This window comes from Nodosilinea sp. E11, from assembly GCF_032813545.1.
Classification (GTDB): domain Bacteria; phylum Cyanobacteriota; class Cyanobacteriia; order Phormidesmidales; family Phormidesmidaceae; genus Nodosilinea.
Genome location: NZ_CP136520.1, coordinates 3699561 through 3721407, shown reverse-complemented (window position 1 = coordinate 3721407; position 21847 = coordinate 3699561). Strand labels below are relative to the sequence as shown.

General features: G+C 55.8%; 19 protein-coding genes and 1 tRNA gene. 8 read left to right on the top strand and 12 right to left on the bottom strand.

The window, feature by feature from the left end:
* Nucleotides 1-156: 156 nt before the first annotated feature.
* The gene (psbM, locus tag RRF56_RS18690; RefSeq protein ID WP_017300174.1) at nucleotides 157-267 is read right to left on the bottom strand and encodes a photosystem II reaction center protein PsbM; all 111 of its coding nucleotides are present in this window, start codon (nucleotides 265-267) and stop codon (nucleotides 157-159) included.
* 201 nt (nucleotides 268-468) lie between these two features.
* Complete coding sequence (locus RRF56_RS18685; protein ID WP_317034671.1) at nucleotides 469-789, bottom strand: 2Fe-2S iron-sulfur cluster-binding protein; 321 nt, start codon at nucleotides 787-789, stop codon at nucleotides 469-471.
* Nucleotides 790-1144: 355 nt separating this feature from the next.
* On the opposite strand from RRF56_RS18685, the gene psbB reads away from it, so the two are divergent.
* From psbB to RRF56_RS18665, 4 genes are all read left to right on the top strand, one after another.
* Nucleotides 1145-2677, top strand: coding sequence for a photosystem II chlorophyll-binding protein CP47 (psbB, locus tag RRF56_RS18680; protein WP_317034670.1), 1533 nt, complete (start codon nucleotides 1145-1147; stop codon nucleotides 2675-2677).
* Nucleotides 2678-2791: 114 nt separating this feature from the next.
* Nucleotides 2792-2890 (top strand): photosystem II reaction center protein T, encoded by a 99-nt coding sequence (locus tag RRF56_RS18675; protein WP_017300177.1) that lies wholly within the window; start codon nucleotides 2792-2794, stop codon nucleotides 2888-2890.
* Between the two features lie 212 nt (nucleotides 2891-3102).
* Nucleotides 3103-3618, top strand: coding sequence for a transcriptional regulator NrdR (nrdR, locus tag RRF56_RS18670; protein ID WP_317034669.1), 516 nt, complete (start codon nucleotides 3103-3105; stop codon nucleotides 3616-3618).
* A gap of 247 nt (nucleotides 3619-3865) precedes the next feature.
* The gene (locus RRF56_RS18665) at nucleotides 3866-4846 is read left to right on the top strand and encodes a 30S ribosomal protein S1 (RefSeq protein ID WP_317034668.1); all 981 of its coding nucleotides are present in this window, start codon (nucleotides 3866-3868) and stop codon (nucleotides 4844-4846) included.
* A gap of 6 nt (nucleotides 4847-4852) precedes the next feature.
* On the opposite strand, the gene RRF56_RS18660 is transcribed toward RRF56_RS18665, so the two are convergent.
* A complete protein-coding gene (locus tag RRF56_RS18660; protein ID WP_317034667.1) occupies nucleotides 4853-5215 on the bottom strand; it encodes an MGMT family protein in 363 nt (120 codons plus the stop codon).
* 9 nt (nucleotides 5216-5224) lie between these two features.
* Entirely contained in the window at nucleotides 5225-7378 is a 2154-nt protein-coding gene (gene glgX / locus RRF56_RS18655; RefSeq protein WP_410510494.1) for a glycogen debranching protein GlgX, read from the bottom strand.
* A gap of 262 nt (nucleotides 7379-7640) precedes the next feature.
* On the opposite strand from glgX, the gene aqpZ reads away from it, so the two are divergent.
* Nucleotides 7641-8405, top strand: coding sequence for an aquaporin Z (gene aqpZ / locus RRF56_RS18650; RefSeq protein WP_317034665.1), 765 nt, complete (start codon nucleotides 7641-7643; stop codon nucleotides 8403-8405).
* A 126-nt stretch (nucleotides 8406-8531) separates the two neighbouring features.
* Here aqpZ and RRF56_RS18645 read toward each other — a convergent pair whose 3' ends face one another.
* Complete coding sequence (locus RRF56_RS18645; RefSeq protein ID WP_317034664.1) at nucleotides 8532-9053, bottom strand: zinc ribbon domain-containing protein; 522 nt, start codon at nucleotides 9051-9053, stop codon at nucleotides 8532-8534.
* A 394-nt stretch (nucleotides 9054-9447) separates the two neighbouring features.
* On the opposite strand from RRF56_RS18645, the gene RRF56_RS18640 reads away from it, so the two are divergent.
* Nucleotides 9448-9921, top strand: coding sequence for an NUDIX domain-containing protein (locus RRF56_RS18640; RefSeq protein WP_317034663.1), 474 nt, complete (start codon nucleotides 9448-9450; stop codon nucleotides 9919-9921).
* Nucleotides 9922-9952: 31 nt separating this feature from the next.
* Here the strand turns inward: RRF56_RS18640 and RRF56_RS18635 are convergent, their stop codons facing one another.
* Nucleotides 9953-10348 carry a hypothetical protein gene (locus RRF56_RS18635; protein ID WP_317034662.1) on the bottom strand — a complete coding sequence of 132 codons (396 nt, stop codon included), beginning with the start codon at nucleotides 10346-10348 and terminating at the stop codon, nucleotides 9953-9955.
* Between the two features lie 177 nt (nucleotides 10349-10525).
* Here RRF56_RS18635 and hslO point away from each other — a divergent pair, with 177 nt between their 5' ends.
* Nucleotides 10526-11437 carry an Hsp33 family molecular chaperone HslO gene (gene hslO, locus RRF56_RS18630; protein ID WP_317034661.1) on the top strand — a complete coding sequence of 304 codons (912 nt, stop codon included), beginning with the start codon at nucleotides 10526-10528 and terminating at the stop codon, nucleotides 11435-11437.
* 65 nt (nucleotides 11438-11502) lie between these two features.
* On the opposite strand, the gene RRF56_RS18625 is transcribed toward hslO, so the two are convergent.
* From RRF56_RS18625 to rsfS, 5 genes are all read right to left on the bottom strand, one after another.
* Nucleotides 11503-12819 (bottom strand): four-carbon acid sugar kinase family protein, encoded by a 1317-nt coding sequence (locus RRF56_RS18625; RefSeq protein WP_317034660.1) that lies wholly within the window; start codon nucleotides 12817-12819, stop codon nucleotides 11503-11505.
* Nucleotides 12820-12933: 114 nt separating this feature from the next.
* Nucleotides 12934-13010, bottom strand: a tRNA-Met gene (locus RRF56_RS18620).
* 148 nt (nucleotides 13011-13158) lie between these two features.
* Complete coding sequence (locus tag RRF56_RS18615) at nucleotides 13159-14121, bottom strand: asparaginase (protein ID WP_317034659.1); 963 nt, start codon at nucleotides 14119-14121, stop codon at nucleotides 13159-13161.
* An 80-nt stretch (nucleotides 14122-14201) separates the two neighbouring features.
* Nucleotides 14202-14687 carry a CGLD27 family protein gene (locus tag RRF56_RS18610; RefSeq protein ID WP_317034658.1) on the bottom strand — a complete coding sequence of 162 codons (486 nt, stop codon included), beginning with the start codon at nucleotides 14685-14687 and terminating at the stop codon, nucleotides 14202-14204.
* A 142-nt stretch (nucleotides 14688-14829) separates the two neighbouring features.
* Nucleotides 14830-15273, bottom strand: a complete 444-nt coding sequence (gene rsfS, locus RRF56_RS18605) for a ribosome silencing factor (protein WP_317034657.1) — start codon at nucleotides 15271-15273, stop codon at nucleotides 14830-14832.
* A gap of 354 nt (nucleotides 15274-15627) precedes the next feature.
* On the opposite strand from rsfS, the gene RRF56_RS18600 reads away from it, so the two are divergent.
* Nucleotides 15628-16908, top strand: a complete 1281-nt coding sequence (locus RRF56_RS18600; RefSeq protein WP_317034656.1) for a hypothetical protein — start codon at nucleotides 15628-15630, stop codon at nucleotides 16906-16908.
* A 132-nt stretch (nucleotides 16909-17040) separates the two neighbouring features.
* Here RRF56_RS18600 and nrdJ read toward each other — a convergent pair whose 3' ends face one another.
* Nucleotides 17041-21552 carry a ribonucleoside-triphosphate reductase, adenosylcobalamin-dependent gene (nrdJ, locus tag RRF56_RS18595; RefSeq protein ID WP_317034655.1) on the bottom strand — a complete coding sequence of 1504 codons (4512 nt, stop codon included), beginning with the start codon at nucleotides 21550-21552 and terminating at the stop codon, nucleotides 17041-17043.
* Nucleotides 21553-21847: the final 295 nt, after the last annotated feature.

The following is a 21847-nucleotide window of genomic DNA, read 5'->3' as shown; positions in this document are numbered from 1 at the left end:
AAGGCCGCCAAAATAAACTCAGCCTACAAAAAAGCGCCGGTCAGACCAGCGCCCGCAGAATACACCTAAACCCTATAGATTTGGCCCTGAGGCCAAACTGCTCTCATCCCTATACCGCTCATCTAAGCAGCTACATCGAGCTTCCAGGCCAGGGGCTTAGGAGCCGGTTTGCTTACTTGAGGTTTGAATGTACAGAATCAGCAGAAAAACCGTCGGTACCAGAACAAAGAGAATGCTGGCCACAAAGCCAAGTTTATTAACTTCCATGCTTGCCTCTACTCTCAACCCAACAACGTCGCATTAGTCCTTTGGTATCGGCAGAGCCTCAGCCCCCAAACCCCACTTGGCCTAGCTGGCTAACGCCTGCACTGCCCAAAGACCTAACGCCCTTAGAATATCACTCTAGCCGATACGAAACGTAGTGGTTGGTCAAAGCTCCCCTGGCAAGCCTAGGTACTTTGAAAAGCTTTAAGCAGACGCCTTAGCCTTGCGGTTGGGCTTAGTCACAACGGAAACCGGCCCATGCACCGTGGTTTGGCAGGCCAAGCGGCAGCTAGAGGGCCATTTCTTAAGCTTGCGCTCTTCTACCTGAGTGCGAGGAGACAGATTTTCGCCACCGGCAACAACATCCACCACACAGGTGCCACACTGCCCGTAGCCACCACAGTTCATCAACTTGCCGCTAAAGGTATAGATGTCGATGCGGTTTTCCAGAGCCTTAAAACGCAGGTTGGCCCCGTCGGCCATGGTGATCTCTGTGTCTTCGTTAACAAACTTAACATTGGCCATCAAGGGAATCTCCTTTGCGTTCTGCGTCAATAATGGCGGTAGATCAAGCCTTTAGCCGTTAGACCAAGGTGCCTCCGTACCGTAGCTGCTGGCGATCGCCCCCGACAACGGTCCAACCTAGTTGCGAGGGAAATTCGGACTGGTTACACTTCGTTAAGTAATTTCATTGTTACATCTCATCTGTACCAAATGATTCACCATCCAAACAATGGCGGTGTCTATCGAGGCACACCGGGACGATGGGGTTAATTGGGGCAATTCTGAGAGCCCGATTCTGATAGGCTAATCAGTATCTGGCATGCTTAAGACAATTCCACAAAACAACATTGTTTTACCTAGAGGAGGAGCGTAGTCAATGGGACTACCCTGGTACCGGGTACATACGGTCGTCGTTAACGATCCCGGGCGACTGATTGCTGTACACCTGATGCATACGGCTCTGGTAGCTGGCTGGGCCGGCTCGATGGCCCTGTTCGAACTATCCACCTTTGACCCCAGTGACCCCGTACTGAACCCCATGTGGCGGCAGGGCATGTTTGTGCTGCCCTTTATGGCTCGGCTCGGCGTCACTGAGTCGTGGGGCGGCTGGAGCGTCACTGGCGCAACCGCTGTCAACCCTGGTTTTTGGTCATTTGAAGGCGTAGCTGCTGCCCACATCGTGTTGTCGGGTCTGCTGTTTCTAGCCGCCTGCTGGCACTGGGTCTATTGGGATCTAGACCTATTCCGCGATCCTCGCACCGGAGAACCGGCGCTGGATTTGCCCAAGATGTTTGGTATTCACCTGTTTCTGTCGGGCCTCCTCTGCTTTGGCTTTGGAGCTTTCCACCTCACTGGCCTCTGGGGGCCAGGCATGTGGGTATCTGACCCCTACGGTCTGACCGGCCATGTGCAGGGGGTTGCGCCCGAGTGGGGTTCTGCAGGCTTTAACCCCTTCAACCCCGGTGGTATTGTGGCTCACCACATCGCTGCTGGGATTGTGGGCATTATTGCTGGCCTATTCCACCTGACGGTGCGTCCACCCCAGCGCCTCTACAAGGCCCTGCGGATGGGTAACATCGAAACCGTACTCTCTAGCAGTATTGCAGCGGTTTTCTTTGCTGCCTTTGTGGTGGCAGGCACCATGTGGTACGGCAGTGCCGCTACCCCCATTGAGCTGTTCGGCCCCACCCGCTACCAGTGGGATGGCGACTACTTTAAACAAGAAATTCAGCGTCGAGTACAGGCCGATGTCAACGCCGGGTACTCCCTGGCCGATGCCTACGCCGGTATTCCTGAAAAGCTGGCATTCTACGACTACGTCGGCAACAGCCCCGCGAAAGGTGGTCTATTCCGGGTTGGCCCCATGGTTCAAGGTGATGGTATCGCCGAGGGCTGGCTGGGTCACCCCGTATTCAAAGATAAGGAAGGTCGCGAACTGTTTGTGCGCCGCCTGCCCAACTTCTTTGAAACCTTCCCCGTGGTGCTGGTCGATAAAGATGGCGTCGTCCGTGCTGACATTCCCTTCCGTCGGGCTGAGTCTAAGTACAGCTTTGAGCAGACTGGTGTCACCGCTACCTTCTACGGCGGCGACTTGGGTGGTCAAACTATCACTGAGCCGGCTTTAGTCAAGCGCTATGCCCGTAAGGCACAGCTAGGTGAACCCTTTGAGTTCGACCGCGAAACCCTCGGCTCCGACGGGGTGTTCCGCACCAGTACTCGTGGCTGGTTTACCTACGGTCATGCGGTGTTTGCGCTGCTGTTCTTCTTCGGTCACATCTGGCACGGGTCTCGTACTCTGTTCCGCGATGTGTTTGCTGGGGTTGACCCCGACCTATCTGCCGAGCAGGTGGAATGGGGCTTCTTCCAGAAGGTGGGCGATACCTCCACCCGCAAAGAAGAAACAGTTTAGTTTCGCTTGAGTTAAGTTGCCCGGCGGTTGAATCCAGACTTTCACCCGTCGGGCACTTTACTTCTAAATACTTGTAAACTGAAGATAACCTGGTCGAGTAGGAGCCTTTTAACCATGGAAGCTGTCGCTTACATCTTCATTTTCGCCTGCATTATTGGCACTCTGTTCTTTGCTATTGCCTTTCGCGAACCCCCTCGCATTCCCAAAGACTAGCCCTAGCGGATTAGTCCCTAAGACAGTCCAACGATTCAAAGTTCGCGCAATTTAAGCGAAACTTCTGAATCATTTCGATTGTTTTCTCACAATTTAATTAATATAGAGGCAAGCCTTCCCTGTATTGGGAGAGTTTGCCTTTATTTTTTTACCAACGCTATCGATCACGCATCGAGGCAGGGGTCAACTTTTCTCCCATTGGGAGTGTGTCTATGCATTGTCCGTTCTGTCAGCATTTAAACAACCGAGTCCTAGAGTCGCGATCGGCGGAGGCCGGGCGCAGCATTCGACGACGGCGGGAGTGTTTGCGTTGCGAACGTCGATTCACCACCTACGAGCGTATTGAGTATGTACCCGTTACTGTGGTCAAACGCAGTGATGATCGAGAACTATTTGAACGTTCCAAGTTGCTCCGAGGCATTGTACGCGCCTGCGAAAAAACGCCCGTGTCGTCCCTGTCCATGGAGGCGATTGTCGATGACATTGAGGCCGATCTCCAGCAGCGAGCTACCCGCGAGGTAACCAGTGCCGAGATTGGTGAGATGGTGCTGATTAAACTCCAGGCAATGAATGAGGTTGCCTTTGTCCGGTTTGCCTCGGTATATCGGCAGTTTCAGGGTATTCGCGATTTTGCCGAAACCCTCAGTCAACTTCAGGATGGCCGGGGCGATCGCCCTACTGGCGGAGCCGAAAACAGTCAGCCATCAACTTATGTGATATCGGCCTAGTGGTTTCTGCCTAATTGATCTAAAACTGAATCGCCGCCTCTTCCGCCGTTGGTTCACCCCAATCCTCGTGGCTGGCGATCAAGAACAGCTTGTCTTCGGCTATAATTTTAATCCTGTGGGTTTATCGGGGCTGTCTACGCCAGCACGCTAGCGCGTGGGGTTTGGGCTGTCACATATCTGAGTTGATTGTTTTGTACGTCTGCAAGGAAACCGCAGTATTACGGAGAAATAATAGGACAACACTAGCATGCTCAATCAGGACGTAAAGGACGCTGACATCGGGTTTACACACGAAGACTTTGCTGCGCTACTAGACCAGTACGACTATCACTTCAACCCAGGCGACACCGTTTCTGGGACTGTGTTTAGTCTTGAGCCTAGGGGTGCCCTGATTGACATTGGTGCTAAAACCGCCGCTTACCTGCCGATTCAGGAAATGTCGATCAACCGGGTTGACAACCCTGAAGAGGTACTGCGCTCCAACGAAACCCGTGAGTTCTTTATTCTCACCGACGAAAACGAAGACGGTCAGCTAACCCTCTCTATTCGCCGCATTGAGTACATGCGTGCTTGGGAGCGAGTGCGTCAGCTTCAGCAAGAAGATGCCACTGTGCGCTCTGGGGTGTTTGCCACCAACCGAGGCGGTGCTCTGGTGCGGATTGAGGGTCTACGTGGCTTTATTCCCGGCTCTCACATCAGCACTCGCAAGCCCAAAGAAGATTTGGTGGGCGAAGATCTGCCCCTCAAATTTTTAGAGGTAGACGAAGAGCGCAACCGCCTAGTGCTTAGCCACCGTCGCGCTCTAGTCGAGCGCAAGATGAATGGCCTTCAGGTGGGTGAAGTGGTGTTGGGTGCTGTGCGTGGCCTCAAGCCCTACGGTGCCTTTATCGATATTGGCGGTGTCAGTGGCCTACTGCACATCTCTGAAATCTCCCACGACCACATTGATACGCCCCATAGCGTGCTCAACGTCAACGACGAGATCAAGGTGATGATTATCGACCTTGATGCCGAGCGTGGTCGGATTTCTCTCTCGACCAAGCAGCTTGAACCCGAACCCGGTGACATGGTGAAAAATCCTGACCTGGTCTACGACAAAGCTGAAGAGATGGCTGCTAAATACCGTGAGGCGATGCGTCGTCAAGCGGCTGAGCAAGCCGGTGAGCTGATCGATGAACCTGAAGAGGTCTATGTCGAAGAAGAGGAAGTGGCTGTGGCCGTTGACTAGGCTAGCCTAGTCTAACTGTTCTCGAAAGACTGCTAGCGCCTGCTCGATCACGGTTTCGGGCGGGCGCCATTTGTATCTGCTGATGTCGATTCGACCACGGTGGTCAAACTCAATGCCCTCGTCTTCAAGCATGGCTCGCTGAATGTAGTCGCTGCCATTGCGCAGGGGTGACTGAGAAACCTCACCCTTGGCATTGATTACTCGCTGCCAGGGGATATCGTCTAGGGTCATATCGACCCGGTAAAGGGCGTAGCCCACTAGGCGAGGTTTACCGACTAGACCCGCGAGTTCGGCAACTTGGCCATAGGTGGCTACCTGCCCCGGCGGAATATGACGGACAATGGCGTAGATCCGTTCGTAGGTAAGCATGCTTTGGCCCTAGGCGAGTTTGGTGCGGCGGCTGGTGAGCACCACCAGGGAAAAGTCTGCCACCGCGATCGCCTCATTGGGCCGATAAACTTCTTTGTCTTCTACAAACCCAGCGGGGCTGTTGGTGTTGAGAATCATAGACCAGCGCTCCTTTTTGACCGATGGAGGGATTTGAAACTCCTGGAGATCAGCTTGGGCGTTGAAGCATAGCAAAAAACTGTCGTCTAGTAGCCGCTGGCCTCTAGCATCAGAAGCCCTTAACTCTTCGCCGTTGAGAAAAACAGCAATAGCCTTTGCAGAGTCATCGTGCCACTGGTGGTCTGTAATCTTACTGCCGTCAGGGTTATACCAACCAATATCATGGATCCCAGACCCATGGATGGCTCGCCCTTGAAACCAGTGGCGATGGGCAAAGACAGGATGTTCCTGACGCAGGCGAATGAGCTGCCGGGTAAAGGCCAGCAGGTCTTGGCTAGCCTGGTCAAAATGCCAATCAAACCACGACAGTTCGCTGTCTTGGCAGTAGGTGTTATTGTTGCCCTGCTGAGTACGGTTTAATTCGTCACCGCCCAACAGCATGGGTACCCCCTGGGAAAGCAACAGGGTGGCCAATAGGTTACGCTGCTGCTTGTGGCGCAGCGCCAAAATTTCAGGTTCTTCAGTTTCGCCCTCGGCCCCACAGTTCCAGGAGCGGTTGTAGCTTTCGCCGTCGCGGTTGTTTTCGTGGTTGGCCAGGTTGTGCTTTTCGTTATAGCTGACGAGATCCCGTAGGGTAAAGCCGTCATGGCAGGTGATGAAATTGATGCTGGCATGGGGACGCTTGCCGTTGGCCTGGTACAGGTCGGAGCTGCCCGTAATGCGAAATGCAAACTCGCCCAACCGGCAATCGTGGTCGCGCCAAAAGTCGCGCATGGAGTCACGGTACTTGCCGTTCCACTCTGACCACAGCAGCGGAAAGTTGCCGACTTGATAGCCGCCTTCGCCAAGATCCCAGGGCTCGGCGATGAGTTTAATGGTCGATAACACCGGGTCTTGGTGGATGATGTCGAAGAACGCAGCCAAGCTGTCTACTTCGTACAATTCGCGGGCCAGCGCCGAGGCCAGATCAAACCGGAAGCCGTCAACGTGCATTTCGAGCACCCAGTATCTCAAGCTGTCCATAATCAGCTTGAGAATTTGGGGATGCCTGACGTTGAGGGAATTGCCGCAGCCAGTGAAGTCCATGTAGTAGCGGGGGGCATCTTCAACTAGGCGATAGTAGGCGGCGTTATCGATACCTCGCAGGCTAAGGGTTGGCCCCAGGTGGCTGCCTTCCCCAGTGTGGTTGTAGACCACATCTAAGATGACCTCAATACCCGCCTGGTGAAGAGCTTTGACCATGGACTTGAACTCGTTCACCTGTTCGCCATGCTGGCCAGCACTGCTGTAGCCACCGTAGGGAGAAAAGTAGTTGAGTGAGTCGTAGCCCCAGTAATTGCGCAGTCCGGTATTGGCCAGGTGCCCTGGGTAGGCGTGGAAGTGATGCACCGGCAATAACTCGACGGCGGTAATGCCTAAGTGAGTCAGGTGATCGATAATGGCGGGATGGGCTAGCCCAGCGTAGGTACCTCGCAGCTCTGTCGGCACCTGGGGATGCTGTTGGGTGAGCCCTTTAACGTGGGTCTCATAGATGATGGTGCGATGCCAGGGGGTATCGGGAGAGCGATCGCCCTCCCAGTCAAAGGCTGGGTCAACCACGATCGCCTTGGGCATATAGGGTGCACTATCGATCTGAGAGAACGACAGATCGAGGCGCTCAAGATCGTCGCTGGACTCGATATCGTAGCCAAAAATGGCTGGATCGAACTGCACATCCCCATCCAGTGCCTTGGCATAGGGATCAATCAACAGTTTGTGGGGATTAAAACGCTGCCCTGCCTCAGGGTCGTGAGGGCCGTGCACCCGAAAACCATAGCGCTGGCCTGGCTTTACCCCGACTAGGTAACCGTGCCAGACAAAGTTATCGACCTCAATGAGAGGAACACGGATTTCTTGATTGCCAGCGTCAAAGAGACAGATCTCGACGGCCGTGGCATTTTCTGAAAACAGGGCGAAGTTTGTACCCGTGCCATCCCAGGTGGCCCCTAGGGGGTGGGGACGACCTGGCCAGACTTGCATTCCCATAATGAGCGCTGTTTCCTACTATCCCTAAGGCATAAAAAGCTGATACTGGGTAGCTCTAGTGATTGTGATCAGAGCAAAGCACCTACCCCAGGGTAGCAGGCTGGGGCAATTGGCGTAGCGAGCCGAGCAAGGTTATAGCGCTTGAGACTTATAAAACTCTTATAGTCTTGCGGTACTGTTGCCTTGAGGTTTTAGTGGCTGATCCAAATCTGTATCAGGCAACACTAATTGACAGAAAAATCGTTGATAGGAGTGGTGAACAATGCCCCTCACAAAGCGTTGTGTGGCTGAGTTTTTGGGTACGTTGTGGTTGGTGCTGGGCGGCTGCGGTAGCGCTGTGCTGGCAGGTCAGTTTTTAGATGGCAGTGGAGCCTTCGATTTAGGTATTGGGTTTCTGGGCGTATCCCTTGCCTTTGGTTTAACCGTATTAACCATGGCCTATGCCATTGGCCATATCTCGGGTTGCCACCTCAATCCGGCAGTGTCCTTTGGTCTGTGGGCAGCGGGGCGTTTCCCAGGAGGAGAGCTGCTGCCCTATATTGTGTCCCAGGTGTTGGGTGCTGTGGTAGGTGCCGGCATTATCTATCTCATCGCTACCGGGCAATCCGATTTTGTGATCGATCCTTCGGTGGGCAACCCCCTGGCGACCAATGGGTTTGGTGTCCATTCTCCCGGCGGCTTTAGCCTGTTGGCCTGCTTGGTGTGCGAAGTGGTGATGACCTTCTTCTTCTTGATGATCATCCTTGGTGCCACCGACTTTCGGGCTCCGGTTGGTTTGGCACCAGTAGCCATTGGTCTGGCCCTAACGTTAATTCACCTGATTAGCATTCCGGTGACCAACACCTCCGTTAACCCGGCCCGCAGTACTGGCCCGGCGCTGTTTGTGGGTGGACCGCTGGTTGCTCAGCTATGGTTGTTCTGGGTTGCTCCTATTTTGGGCGCTCTGCTGGCGGGGTGGTTCTACGCAACATTCTTTGCCGATGACAGCGAGAAAGCGGCACGACTCGAGCGCACGAAACCTGTCTAGGACTATCGAAATGTCTTTGGGCAATCTGGGTAAGACCCAGTCCAGTCTCTAGGAACTGTGAGCTTCATCTAAAAACGTCTTGGGGAAGAATTGTCTCCTGAGACGTTTTTAGCGTATCTGGGGGTGCTACCGCAGCTGATGACCGCAGCTACCACAGAAGCGATCGCTAGCGTCAACCGCTGCTCCGCATTGGGTGCAAAATTTTTGCTTGTCTGTTTGGGTATTGGTGTTGCCTAAACCCAGGGACATAGTGCCCATACGCATAGTCATTGGCTGAGCAGACATGTCCATATCACCCATTTTCATGGGTTGCATAGGTTGCATAGGCTGCATAGGTGAGGTGAGACTCACGGCGGTAACTTGCATGGGCGTTGCCCGATCGCCAGGCCAAGCGGCCGCATGAGTTGTCTCAATCTGCATGCCCTGCACCTGCCAAATAAACACGCCCTGGGCGGCAACACAGCGAATCAGTCTGCCGCCAGAGCCCAAGACGATTTGGGGTGCTTCTGTCCAGGGGCCGGTTTGCACCTGAGTGCTAGACTGCTGCTGCTGACCAGGACCACTGTTGACCAAGGTAATAAGAGTGGCGGTACCGGGGTTGTCAAGATATATCTTTTGGCTAGGGCTAAGGTCGCACTGATAAGGCATAGTTAATTTTGGCAAACGTCGCTGACCGTTTGATGCTTGATCGCTATGGCGGAGGCTAGCTGCTGATGCTACCTCTATAGGTATGCTAAGCCACGGTTTAACCTTCCGGGGATTTTACCCGGTGCTCATACGCTGGGGCTATCTAGAGATGGCTGTCTGAGCTACTGTAGAGGTGCTGTAGGGATAATCTTGGGAACTCTGGAGATCAATGAGCTCTAGCTACTCCGGGTCAACGGGCTGTCCTAAACCGAGTGCCACCTAATTAGATGCAATTTAAATTAGATGCAATCTAATTGGTCGATAGAGTTCCTGGGTGTAGTGTGTAAATACTGATGATCTGAGGCCAGCATGCCTTGGCCTGGGAGAGGTGCTGAGGTATAGTGCGATCGCTGCCATGGCTAAAAAAAGCGCAGGGCTACTCATGTATCGAATCCAGAATTGTCACCTGGAGGTGCTGCTGGTGCACTCCGGTGGCCCTTACTGGGTCAATCGCCGCTGGCAAGCCTGGACCATTCCCAAGGGTGAAATCGACCCTGGCGAAGACACCTTTGCCGCCGCCAAACGAGAATTTTTTGAAGAAACTGGCCAGGCCCCGGTAGGTGACTTTCGCCCCCTGCGGCCAGTGCGTCAGGCCGGAGGCAAGCTGGTATTTGCCTGGGCCTTTGAGGGCAACTTCAACCCTGCTAACCTGCACAGCAATACCTTTGTGCTGGAGTGGCCACCCAATTCAGGGGTGCTAAAGGAGTTTCCTGAGGTCGATCAAGCCGCCTGGTTTCCATTAGCAGAGGCCAAACGGCGAATTATTAAAGCCCAAGCCCAGTTTTTAGATGAGCTGGTACAGACGCTAGGGCCAGTTCTCTCAGTGTGATGCCACCGGCGTAGGCGCTATTGGTATAGGGCTATGTGCTGGGCCTGGTAGACGGCTGTAAATACTGCCGTAGCCGCATGATCGCCAAGCTATGGCCTAGGTTTAGGGGTAAGGCGGTTATTCCTTCGAGGCGCGATTGCACCCACTGATTGCCCCAATACCACTCATGAAACCCGTCGATTCCTCCCGATAGCACCATGTGCAAGCTGTGATCGGTGACCTGGGTGACCTGGTGGTGAACTGCGATGGGGCCAACATAGCTGTTGAAGCTCAGATCGCTGTGCAATTCATCAGGTAGGCCCTGACTAAACCGCTGGGGCCAAAGCCATTGACTGAACTGGCTGGGCTGCACCAAGCTGGATTGAATTTGCCCCTGAGTGGCCTCTAATTCGATGCGAAGGCGGCTGTGTTGAAATGTGCCTAGCATAGGGTGGTGACGTGCCCGCAAACAACACCTTTCAGTATGCCAAAAGAAAACCCGTGAGATGAGAGAGGGGCGGCGCTATGATGCGATCGCCATTGGGTCGGTAACCCCCCTCAAACCTATACCCCTCAAACCTTCTACAATAATTGATAAGCAATATTAAGTAAGGCTAGGGAGCGCATGGTAGATCAACTTATTCGGGCCACCGCTGCCGATGGGGGAATCCGGGTGGTAGGCGTCGTTACCACCAAATTGACCGAGGTAGCCCGGCAGCGCCACCACCTGTCCTATGTGGCTACGGCGGCTCTGGGCCGCACGCTGTCGGCTGGGCTGCTGCTGGCCTCTAGTATGAAGCAGCCCCAAGGACGGGTGAACATTCGAGTGCGGGGCGATGGCCCCTTGGGCGGTATTTTAGTCGATGCCGGTATGGATGGTACTGTGCGGGGCTACGTCGATAACCCTGCCATTGAGCTACCTCCCAATGCCCAAGGCAAACTCGATGTCGGCGGGGCCGTGGGCCACGATGGCTACGTGTACGTCGTGCGTGACATGGGTTTTGGTTACCCCTACTCCAGCACGGTTGAGCTAGTCTCTGGAGAAATTGGCGATGACTTGACCCACTACCTGGTGACCTCAGAGCAAACTCCCTCAGCCCTGATGTTGGGGGTGTTTGTGGGTGCTAATGGTGTAGAGGCCGCCGGAGGACTGCTGCTGCAAATTTTACCCCGAGCTGCCGAAGACACCGAAATGGTGGCTTTAATTGAAAGCCGACTGGCCGCTCTGACGGGGTTTACACCACTGCTGCGAGCCAACAAAACCCTACCGCAGATTTTTGCTGATCTAGTCGGTGATCTGGGCCTAGAGATTCTCCCCGAAACTCAGATGGTGCAGTTTTCTTGCCCCTGCTCCTTCGATCGCATGCTGGGAGCGCTCAAAATGCTCGGCGAAGAGGAGCTGCAAGACATGATCGAAACCGATGACGGAGCAGAGGCCATCTGTCATTTTTGCAATGAAATCTATCACGCCGATAGCGCCCAACTGGCCCAGCTGATTGAAGAGCTGCGGGAAGACCGCAAGTCAGCCAGCCGCTAAGCGTTCCAGGCCGAGAGCGGGGAGAGGTTAGCTCAAACATTCCCCCTGCTCTTGCAATTGGGTGGCTATTGCCCCATCAAGCGTCGGTAGGCGATCGCCAGCGCGTCGTCATCTCCCACATTGCCGGGAAACAGCACCACTGGCAGATCAGGGAACTGGGGGTGATTAACGGGGGTACGCACGACGGAAACGCCAGGGAGAATTTGGCCGAGCAAGCGGGCGGTTCGCAGGGCAAGGCCGGTGCTGAGGGTGTCGTTGGAGGTAATGCCGCCCTTGCTAATCAAAAAGCCGATGTCAGCGGGTAGGCCTTTGATCACATCCATCAGGAGAGATGAGACGGCGACGCCAAAGTCGAGGCGGGCCTGGACAGTGTCAAAGGTAAGCTCTTGGCGACTGGTATAGACCACGGGCACCTGGCCACTGCTGTGGGCCGTTTTAACCTGCTGGAGCAGGGTCGCAAGCAACTCAGCGTGGGTGGCTGTGCCATCGCGCAGCTGGGCCACAGCTACCTCAAGACCGATCACCCCAGGCTCAGCTAGCAGTCGTTCAAGCTGCTGAGTCGTCTTTTTGACGTGGGAGCCCACGATCACCGCCCCAGGTACGCCACCGCGTACATAGGTGGCCATGTGGTCTGCGTCAATGGGTTGGGGGGGCAGGGCCGCCAGGGCGGTGAGAATGCTGGCCGCACTGCGAAACAAAAAGCGCTTGCCCTGGGCGGCGGCGGTGAGTAGATCTTGAGCAAATTGGTTGAGGTCGGCCTGGGTCTCGCCATCGACAGCGCAGCAGACATTGTGCTCCAGGGCCATCAGGCGATCGAGGGAACCCGCCCGCATGTTCGTGAGGGTAAAGCGTTCGACCGCTTCAGCCGGAATGCGCCCAGCGGTTTTTTCGGCCACATAATCGGGTAGGTAGCTGGTGCTGTAGCCAAAGACAGAATCGTTGGCAAACTCAGTTTCGTGGACAGGGGTGGGGTGGCCATCCACCATCAGATAGTGAATGCTGTCTTGCGTGATGCGGCCTCCTTCAAAAAAGGCAGGCACGAGAAAGTGGGCGTCAAAGGGGCCGAGGATAGCTGCGATCGCATCGGTTTCGACCGGGTAATGACCCCGCAGGGTGGAGTCAGACCGGCTGACGACTAGAAAGTCTTGGATGCCTTCAAGGGCGATCGCGGCCTTAAGATTGTGGCAGACCTCGCGGGTAACCTGCTCGGCAGTGGTGGGAGTCAGGGCGCGAGTGTTGGTCAACACAAAGAAAATTGGCGAGTCATCCCGCAGCCCCTGGCGCAGGGTATCGACATCCCACTGCATGAGTAGAAGACAGCTGTGCACCGTCTGGGAACCGGTGGGGTCATCGTCGAGAACAATAATCTTGGGCTGAGCCATTAGACTGGCCTCAATCGGTTGAACAAACCCCACTATCGCCCACTGGGGGGACGTTGGCCAAGCTATAGCCAATAAAAAAGGCCTCTAGAAACCTAGAAGCCTTTTCTATCATGTTGGTGGCGGGGCATGGATTTGAACCATGGACCTTCGGGTTATGAGCCCGACGAGCTACCAGACTGCTCTACCCCGCGTCGGCTTAATCAGTATAGCGATAAATGTGCTCGAATAACAATTTATTTTCCAACTATTTTTTCGGCAAGACCAAAAAATGGCTGTAAGGGTTACGGGGCAAGGGGTTTAGGGTTCAAGTTTTTAGAGCTACCCGCCCCCCTTGTGCCCTTAATACATCATCGGTAGGTCGCCGACGACGTCTAACCGCTTAAAGTCACCAATTTCCATGTAGGTTTCGGCCAGGGTATCGGCCATTGAAGGCGTAATCCAGCCGAGTTGGCGCAGGGTGAAGATGGCGGTGGCATATTTGGCGCGCTTGGCCCCGTCGATTACCTTGATTGACAGGCCCAGCCCTTCGCCCACGCGGCCAATGCACTGAATGCCCTCAGCTCCAGATTTGCTCACCAAAGATCCATGGGTCAGTTTCATCAGGGTGGTGTCGAAGGTGTCGAGGCCGCCCACCATCTCGGGGTGACTGGTCATGGCTCGCACAATGCGCTCCATATCTAAGTTGCTGCCCGACGACAGCATGGCAAATAGGGTGGCCATTTGGCTGAGCTGCATGAAGTAGGTGGGGGCACCGCAGTCGTCGTGGGCGCAGATAAACTCGTCAGAGGGCATGCCCAGCAGTTCTGAAATGCGCCCCAAAATCAGCTTTTGCACCGGATGGTTGCGATCGAGGTAGCTTTCTAGGGGCCAGCTGCGCTGTTGGCAGACGGCTAGCATACCGGCGTGCTTGCCCGAGCAGTTGTGCTCTAGGGGGCTATTTTTGCCAGCCGGGGTGGGGCAGCGCAGGGCAGTGGGGTCAAGATCGGCCTGCCAGAGAATGTGAAAGACCTGGCGTGCCTGCTCGATGGTGCCCTGGTGAGAGCCGCACATGATGGCTAGGTCGCGATCGTCGAGGGCGTAGCGCTCTAAGGCCCCGGCGGCGGTTACGGCAAGGGCCTGGAAGGGCTTGAGGGCCGACCGGCTGAAGGTGCCCAGTTCGCCATTGCCCGCCACCGATAGGGTGCGGCCTCGGTTGTCGCAGACCGCCACGTGGGCCGTATGGGTAGACTCTACAATCCCTTCCCGCAAAAGCTGGATCTCTAGCTCTTTAGTTTGGTGCCGATTAACCCGACTGCTGGTCATAATGAAGGCTCTGGGGTGATGAATAGGATTGGTTTAGTGCGATCGCAGCGTAGGTCGCTGTACCGCTGGGCAAGGGGTTGCTAGCGAGGCCAAAGAATTAGCCCTAGCGCTAACAGGAGGGCCATGCCCCCTAGGGTGCGACGAATGCGCCGGAGCACAGGTTGTACCTGGTAGTCTACGATCAGGCGATCGCGATTCGACACGTCCTCTGGCTTAACCCAGAGCTGACCGTCGTACCAGCCCGATTCTTCGTAGGGCACCGTGGTTTGACGCAGCCGCCCGCCCACATGGGCCCACCCCACGTAGAGCTGGAGCAGGGCCAGCAGCGGCAGCACTAGCGCCCCCATAGCCGCACTAAGGCTAAAGAGGAGAGGATGTTTAGCGGGCATAAAGCTAGCGGCGGCCATTGGCCCGGCAACGGCACCGCCTGCCAGCCACAGCACGATCAGCGGCTTGAGGTAGCCTGTCAAATCGCGGCTGCCCCAGCCGTAAAACCAGGACTCTTGTACGTCTTGGTATTCGTTGAGGGGCTGCTGCTCAGCCGGTACCGGACATCGTTGAGGCATGACCACCGACGCTACTCAAAACTAGCTATAGCCTAAACGAATTGCCTGCCAATAGGAATCGCTGCCCCAGAAATTGACGTTCTGTAGCCTTTTTCGAGGCTGTCAGCCGCCCCAAAGAACACGGTCTGAAATGGCTGAACGTTTAGAACTGGGACGGGCTGAAGTGCTGGCCTGAGGGTTGGTAGACCAGTTGAGTGGCGTGGCCCCAAAAGGCCTCTAAATCATAAAAGTCCCGCGCCTCGGGCATAAAGATATGGACCATCACCTCGCCGTAGTCCATCACAATCCAGCTGCCTTCACCCTGACCTTCGACCCGCAACGGACGACGGTTGTAGTCGGTTTCGAGAATAGCTTCGATCGAGCGGGTAATGGCCCGTACCTGCACCGCCGAAAAGCCGGTGGCTACCACAAAGTAATCGGCTAGATACGATACATCCCCCACCTGCATGATTGTGATGTTGCCTGCTTTGCGCTCGTCGGCAGCAGCGGCAATGGCATAGGCCAACTTCAAGGCGTCATCCTCTGCCTCAGCTGTAGGGGAGGCAGAGGTAGCGGTTGTCGGCTGACGGTGGGAAGAATGGGTCATAAGCAAAGGCGTAAAGGTAAAAATAGACCGTCAAGGGGAGATGTTGGACCCTACCCGCCTGACTAGAATTCGATACATTTATTGTAAAGGATGAGCCCAATGGCCCGCCGAGCTACTCCAGGGTCTAGTCATAAATGTTATGGAAAAGGGAGAGGAGAAAAGGGAGTTTTTGAGCCTTAGATCACCGCTCCTAATCCCTAGGCAGGGGTAAAGTTGAAGATCCCAAATGCGGGGCAGCGTATATGATTGATCGTCAATAAATTGGCGGATAAGGCGGGGTGGTTGGTGGTTTTCTGCCCCTCAGGCGTGGATACTCTACGACTCGTCTTGACGTTCTACAGGGGAAGAAACACCATGCCTCAACTTATGCAGGGTCTGATCGTTGCGGTTTTAATTGGCCTACTGCTAGCGGTGATCGTAGGGTATTACCTGCGTCAGGGGCAGGTAAATGAGCTGACTGAAGCCTTGCACCAAAGCCAAAAGCGCCAAGCCGATCTCGAGCTAGCCCACGAGCAGCGGTTGCGCGATGCGACCCAGCAGCTCCAAAAAGATTATGAGGCGCAGCTGGCCGAAAAAATTGAACAGTATGCCGCCCAGACTGATCAGCAGCGCAGTCAGCTAGAGGCTGAGTACCAGGCTCGTCAGAGTCTGATCGGCGGTGCCCCTATCGATGCCGACAGCTCTACCGAGCAGCGCATTCGCAAGCAATACGAAGCCCGGCTGAAAGAGGTTGCCGCTAAAATGCAGCAGGCCTATGAGCAGCACCTGCATGAGAAACTGGCTGAGGTGCGATCGCAGACCCAGCAAGAGTATGATCAGCGCCTAGCAGAGGCGATCGCTCACTACCAAGACGAAGCTAGCCTGGCCCAGGAGACCAATACCCTACCCTTGGGGGATCTGGTGCCCGAGACATCAACCGGTGGTAGCGGCGATGCGGCTGAGGGGGCTGAGCTAGAAGCCCGGTTGCGAGCGGAGTATGACCAGCGCCTGGCCGATCGCATTGCCCAGTCCCAAGACGAGATGGCTCAGCGCCTCGCTCAAATGGAGCAAGAGTATGAGGCCCGGCTGCAAATGGCCCAGGCCAGCAGCCCGGCCTTTGCCACCCAAGAACCCTCGGTGCCAGAGCTAGAACTCAACCTGCGCCGAGAGCTAGAGACCAGCTTGCGCGAAGAGTATGAACAAAAACTGGCCGAAAAAATTGAGCACTATCAAGCTGAACTGACCCAGCGCACCCAAGAGCTAGAGCAAAGCTACCAGGCACAGCTACAACTGCTGCAACCTGCTGCGCCTGAAACCTCCGCCCCGGTAATCGACGACCCGTTTGATTTAGACCAGGCGATCGCCGCTGCCAACGAAGCTAACCTAACCGCTAGCGCCGACACTAACCTCGACTTTAACGATTTCTCCCTAGAGCCTGAAACTACCCCGCTCCCTGAACAAACCAACCAAGCTGACCTCAGTCTGTCTGCCTTGCTTGATAGGGAACTTGAAACGGGTCAAGACGATGGCTTAGGCCTAGACACCGACTTTGACACTGAAAATCTCGACCTTGATGCGCTGCTCAGTCCTCCGCCCTCAGATCTCGACTCTGATGATTTTCTAGATAGCCTAGATGATCTGAGCAACTTAAGCTGACTTGGCTTGACAGTTGGCTGCATCAGCCATGACGAATGGCCTGTGATCTTCTAATCACGACGCTGTAGCCGCAAAAAAGGGTTGCCTGACTAAGTCAGGCAACCCTTTGCTATCTCCCTATCCAAACCTTGCCTAGTCGGGCTTTTTCTCCGGCATCATGCACTTGTCGGAATCACAGCCCGCAGGGCCAGCTTCGATCACCTCACCCGCGTCGTAGCGCGACAGGGCGGCGTGAAAGTTGTCGGTGCCGCGCCGTGCTTCTACCTGCTGTTTCTGAGCCTCGAAGGTGGCCTTGTCGATGGGCTCAAAGGGCAGCCGGGGGAAGGTTTGCAGGTCGTCAAACCGAGCCAGCAAGGCGGCGGAGATGTAACCCTCGTCGTTCTGGATCACCTGGTAGATGCGCTCAGCCAAGTCTTCTAGCTCTGGCTCGCGAAACTCGATGGTGGCCGAGGTGTTGTGGGTGGTGTAGTACTTCTGCACCTGCATGTAGAAGTCAAACTGGGCTGCCGCCGAGAATTTCTCAATGGCGATCTCATCGGCACCGGGCAGGTTGGCCCAGAGAACTTCGACCGGAATTTCTACCAGCCACTCAGTGCAGCGGGGGTCGAAGGGGTCGTTGAGCAAATTGCCGTTGTCGTCTTTGTCGGCCTGGGAAGGCACGACGGTGTAGCCGTAGTCGATGCAGGCCATCGCCACCGGATCATTTTTGCGGAAGGTGATCCGGCGAATGAATCGCTGAGCCTTGGGGGGGTGCCAGCCGGGACTCGCCCCGGTGAGCAAGGATTTGGTGCCCGCAGGCTGCACAGTGGTGCAGCGGTTGGGGCGAACTAGGTTATGGCGATCGCAGTATTCCCCCACTACCCGATGCACAATATCCTTCCAGCGGGTTAGATACTCTTTCTCTCGGGCTTTGAAATCAAGACCCTGCATGGTGTCGGGGCGACCGGCCTCCCACCAGCGCAGCCACTCGACCCCAAAGGCGAGCACAAAGAAGTCAAACAGCCCAGTGAAAGAGACGCCCACGATTGGGTCTTCCAAACGTGACTTCTGGTAGCGAGGTTCTTGGAACTGGTGGTTGAGCAGCACAGCTACGGAAAGGGCGGCCGCAGTAAAGGCATCCTCTTGATCCTTCAAATTCTCAGGATCGAGCTGGTTGAGGTGCACTTCCGCCAGATTGCAGTGGAAGTTGGAGCCGAGGATTTCGCCGCAGTTGTGAGCGACAAAACCATTGGCATCAAATCGAGCTGGGCCAGGGACGGTGCAGTCGTAAACAGCCTCCACACCGTCGGGCACGAGGGTGGCTACCGTTGCCGTGAACCGCTCCCGGTTGGGACGGCGCTTGTAGTTAGCAAGTAAGTCATCCAACTTGGCGGCTTTGGATGGTTCCCGAAAACCAACTAGGCTCTGAAAAACCTGCAAGTTGTCGTTGGCGATCACTAACTCATGCTGAGCCTGGCAGAAGTAAGGGGCAGGCTCACGATGGGTATCGGGCAGCAATCGATGGCCCTCGGGTCGTCGCTCTTGATAAATGGTTGCCACGATGCCTAGGCGACCCAGCATCCGCTGCACGGCTTCTAGGTTGGCGAGGTTACTCTGGGCCAGACGAATGCTGACACCCTTGGTCTGATGCCCTTGAACGCTACCGTCGGCATCAAAAAAGCCTCGCAAAAAGCCCCGATAGAATTCGTAGCTTCCCTGCTCGATCGCAGCCGTCATGGCTTTTTGCCCTGGAGCAATGCCAAATTCAGCCGCTAACCGAGCCAGACCGGCAGAGTTCACCACGCGATGCTTGAGTTGGGTGTGATAGTGAGCCGAGTCTGTCCGGCGTTCATAGCTGACGGTAGTAGTCAAGAGAGCGATCGCATGTTCGCTCATTTCTACCTGGGAATCGCCCCAGAACCGCAGTAGCGCTGAGTCATTCCACTGAGTTTTGGTGAGACTGCCATCGCCCACGAGGTTCCCCAGGAGCCAGCCAGCCTCAGCATTGCCTAGGCCATCCCATGGCTGCAAGCCCCGATGGTTGTGCAGCATGACGCGATCGCCAGGCTGAAGGGTGTCCGCAGCGACCCATTCTGTGTACTGAGATTTTTGAGTTTGGGCCGTCACCTTCAGCACTCGATGGTTACCGGTTAGACGCAGGGTCTGACCTTCTTGGGTCGTGAGTTTCAGGACTGGCTTGGTTCCCGAATAGAAAAAGCCCTCAGGGGTAGTGCTAAATAGCTCTCCGTTGACATAGGTGCTGTGCTGCTGACCAATTAAATCTTTTACCTGACGGGGTCCATCGCCAGTGTGTACCCAGGTATCGGCGGTTACACAGGGGTTGAGACCGTAGCGATCGTCGGCTCCGGCCCGCTTTTTCGCTTCTCCAGCCCACTGGATCGCCCCTTCGCCTGAGTAGAACTGCTTACGCACAGAATCCACGCAGTCTTGCAGGCTGGGCTTGGTGTGAAAGACGCGGGTGTGGTTGGCCATGCGCAGCACGTCGCGCTCAGGATCGATGCGCCAGTTGCCCTCGGCGTCTTGCTGCCAGAGGTTGTCCTTGGCGCTGGCGGCCAGCTCGTCATTGCTGTCGAACTGGCGCATTCCGGCGCTGTTATGCGTCAGGTAGCCGTCGCAGTAGAAGCAGTGGGCCTCTTCCACCTCAATGTCGTAGGTCTGAATGGAGTTGTAGCTGCCGAGGCCCTTCACCGTCACAGGCACATCTAGGCTGATATCAGCCTCAGCCACATAGCGCTCGTAGTTAGAATCGGTTTGGCGCGATCCTTCAAAGCCCATGGCCCGCATTTCGCTGTAGGTATAGACCTCTCGCATCAGCGTGCCGGGTACGGTAAAGCCATACATCTTTAGCCCCTGGCGCAGCTCGCCTTTGACCGAATGGGGAGCAATTAGGCTGTTGTACTGGCCTTTGAGGGCTGGAATAGTGAGGTTGTACTTGATCTGCCATGACTCGACTTGGGGACGCACCAGGGTCAACCGTCCGGCAATGCCCAGGCTCGATAGCACTGCTGCTACCTGGCGGGCAAAGGCTGGATATACCGTAGTCAGCAGGTGGGGAGGCCGATTGTTGACGGCCCCATCGCTATCAACTAAGCCTGCCAAATAAGCTGCTCGTACCTCTATAGAACCCTGCAAAATGAAGCTGGGAACTACGAGAGACTGGCTGGCCTGCTTGATGTAGCGGTGAAAGTATTCTGCCAGGCGAATAGAAGAACAAACTGATTTAGCAGTGTTCTCTCCAGCGACGACACCGTGGGTGGCGGTCAGACCAAACTGAGCGATCGCCTGATCCAACTTCTGCTGAAGGCGAGTGGTAGTTTCAATGTCGGTGCCGTTCATGGCCCATTCCACACGGCCGTAGGGCTTGTCGTGCTTGTTGCGGCCCAGAGCCACGTAGCCATCCCCATGGGTAAAGCCAATCAGCCAGGCAATCTCTGCGCTCAGCGCCGGAATGATCAGGCCCTTAGCGGTGCGACTTTGGTCGGGCCGAGTGGCGGTGAAATCGGGGGGCAGAGCCGTGGGCGACCCGGACAGGATTTGGGTGCTGTGCATAAGGCGATCGCCTGCTTCCAGCTGATCAACCCGCTTCCACTGCACCTGCCCCTTGGCATCGGTCAAGACGGCTACGCGGTGGTTTAGGGTTGCCCTGGGCAGGGGGCCATTGGTTTCAATCTCGTACACATCTTGAACGCCCTGGTCAAACTTATTGGCCACTCGCCGGTAGCCCAGGGGGGTCTGTACCTGATCGCCCACCTGAACATCTCGAATCGGCACCAGCCCTTTTGAAGTGTGCACCAGGGCATCTTCGGGCAAGCAGCGGCGGATGTTACCAGCCACTACGCAGGCGGCGGCTTCGTCGATGAGCAGGCAGCATTCGACCGAGTTGAGCTGGCGACCGTGGGCTTTGTTGAGAATAGTGGCGCAGCGATCGTAGAGCATCGATAACCGGACAGGGTTGGCGACGCCGCCAAAGCCCTTGAGTTTTTCCCCAGCGGGGCGCACGTCGCGCAGATCGATGGTGACCTGGACTTCCCCGGTGAAGCGATCATCGGTGGACAGCTCTAGCAGGGTCTCGTAGGATTTGACCCAGCCCTGGCGGCTGTCGCCGACGCGGATGGTGACCTGGTTGCCATCAATGGTGACGTCAGTTTTTTCTTGTCGCTCAGCCACAGGGGTTTCGCCAATGTCGCCCGCCATGGTGACGGTGATGCGGTTGCGGATGGCGGGAATTTGGCTGATGTATTTAGGCTCAAGCATCGCCCCGGTGCCGCAGCCCATCATGGCTAGATCCATCATCAGGCCAAAGGCGCGCCAGTCGACTACGTTAGTGCTGGTGCAGTTGTAGGCTCCCGAAAAATTCTCGGGCTGTTTGCTCCAGGCGGTGCCGCCCACCCACAGCCAGCGACCGGAGGGCAGGGCCTTAACCTGACGCTGCATGCGGTTGAGCAGGGCGGCTTCGTCGTCGGTAAGGTTGCCGAGTTCGATTAGACCGGCTAGGGTGCGATCGCACACCTGATCCCAGGTTTCGCGCTGCCCCTCTACCACCTCGCCCCGGCGGCTGTAGGTGCGGTAAAACACGGGAAACGCCGCCGGAGCTGCCTCAGGGAATGGCCCCTGCGACCGGGTCAGAGGAAGTTCTTGAACCATGGGGATCAGCCTTTTGCTAGCAAGAGAGTACGTAGATCGGTGCGTTGTCAAGTCGGTGCGTTATCACCCAGACCGGGCAGTAGGAAACCACATGAATCGGCAGAATCTTACCCCAGGCTTAGCAGATCGCCCCAATGGTCGATCATCATAACGGATTATCTTCAGATGTAGCGTTTGGAAATCAACTTTTCGCTAGATTTAGCGCTACATCTGGGACGGCGACGGCGATCGCCCCCTCAGCCTACCGACCCGTATCTATCCATCCCCAAAAACTCAAGTTGTGTTGCAGAGTTCG